1 protein-coding gene is annotated in these 1,369 nt (G+C 61.7%); it reads left to right on the top strand.

The features are described 5' to 3' along the window. Positions 1–90: 90 nt before the first annotated feature. On the top strand, positions 91–1,369 hold a 1,279-nt coding region (locus tag U4Y91_RS36505), incomplete at its 3' end, for an IS4 family transposase (protein ID WP_321809115.1).

Genomic DNA, 1,369 nt, shown 5'->3' with positions numbered 1-1,369 from the left:
TAATGCCGTTCAGTTAAGCAACTGAACGGCATTTTTGTATTAGGGAGGAGTGGTTGTAAACGCCGCGCTGAGGTGTTAACTTTTGGCGCGATGCTTTCCAGCCACCTGACCTACCTGAGCGCTGCCCAACAGCCCACGCCGGACCTGAGCCGGCTGGCGGAGCATTTACCGCACGAATGGATCGAGCACGCGGTCGAGGCGACGGGCGCCGCAAGCATCCGGCGTCGGCGCTTGCCGGCCGAACAAGTGGTTTGGCTGGTGATTGCCTTGGCGATGTATCGGCATTGGTCAATCAACGAGGTACTCGACAGCCTCGATCTGGCGCTGCCCAACGAAGCCGCGCCTTTCGTCAGCAAGAGTGCCGTGGCGCAGGCGCGCCAGCGTGTTGGCGAAGCACCGTTGGCGTGGCTGTTTGAACGGACGGCCTGGGCGTGGACCACGCAGGACGCCGCACGCCATACCTTCAAGGGATTGAGCCTGTGGGCCATGGACGGCACCACGCTGCGCACGGCTGACAGCCCGGCCAATCGTGAGCACTTTGGTGCACAACGTTATGCCAGCGGCAAGGTGGCCAGCTACCCGCAGGTGCGAGCGGTCACGCTGACCGCCATCCCGACGCATCTGGTGGCCGATATCAACTTCGGCGTCTATGACACCAACGAAATGGTGTATGCCCAGGACCTGCTGCCACAGATACCGGACAATTCACTGACGGTATTCGACAAGGGCTTTCTGGCCGCTCGGATCTTGTGTGGCCTGACGATGCATGGGCACAACCGCCACTTCCTGATTCCAGCCAAATCCCATACGCGGTGGGACGTGATCGACGGCACACCGGACGATGCGATGGTACGCATGCGCGTGTCCCCGCAGGCACGCAAACAATCTCCCGAACTGCCGGAGTTCTGGCAGGCCCGCGCGATTCGCACGATCGATGCACGCGGCCGCGAGCGCGTGCTGCTGACTTCGTTGGACGATCGTCAACGCTTCAAGCCGGCCGATATCGTCGCCTGCTATGAACGCCGTTGGCAGATCGAAACCAGCTACCGGGAATTGAAACAGTCGCTGCTCGGTGCGGAGCTGACCTTGCGCAGCCGGACCGTCGAAGGGGTCTACCAGGAGATCTGGGGCGCGTTGATCGCCTATAACCTGATCCGCCGCGAGATTGCCAGCGCCGCATGGGAAGCGAAGCTCGATCCGACCGACATCAGCTTCGTACGGGCCTTCCACGTCATCCAGCACGAAATGATGTGGGCCGCCGTGACCCCAGCCTTCGGCAAGATACCGGCGTGGCTCAACCGTCTGCACGCTCGGCTTGCGTTCGAGACCGTGGAAAAACAACGGGGGCGTAAATGCCCCCGTGTGGTTA

The organism is Burkholderia sp. BCC1993, from assembly GCF_905339865.1.
Lineage (GTDB): Bacteria > Pseudomonadota > Gammaproteobacteria > Burkholderiales > Burkholderiaceae > Burkholderia.
This window is presented reverse-complemented; position numbering and strand designations above follow the sequence as displayed.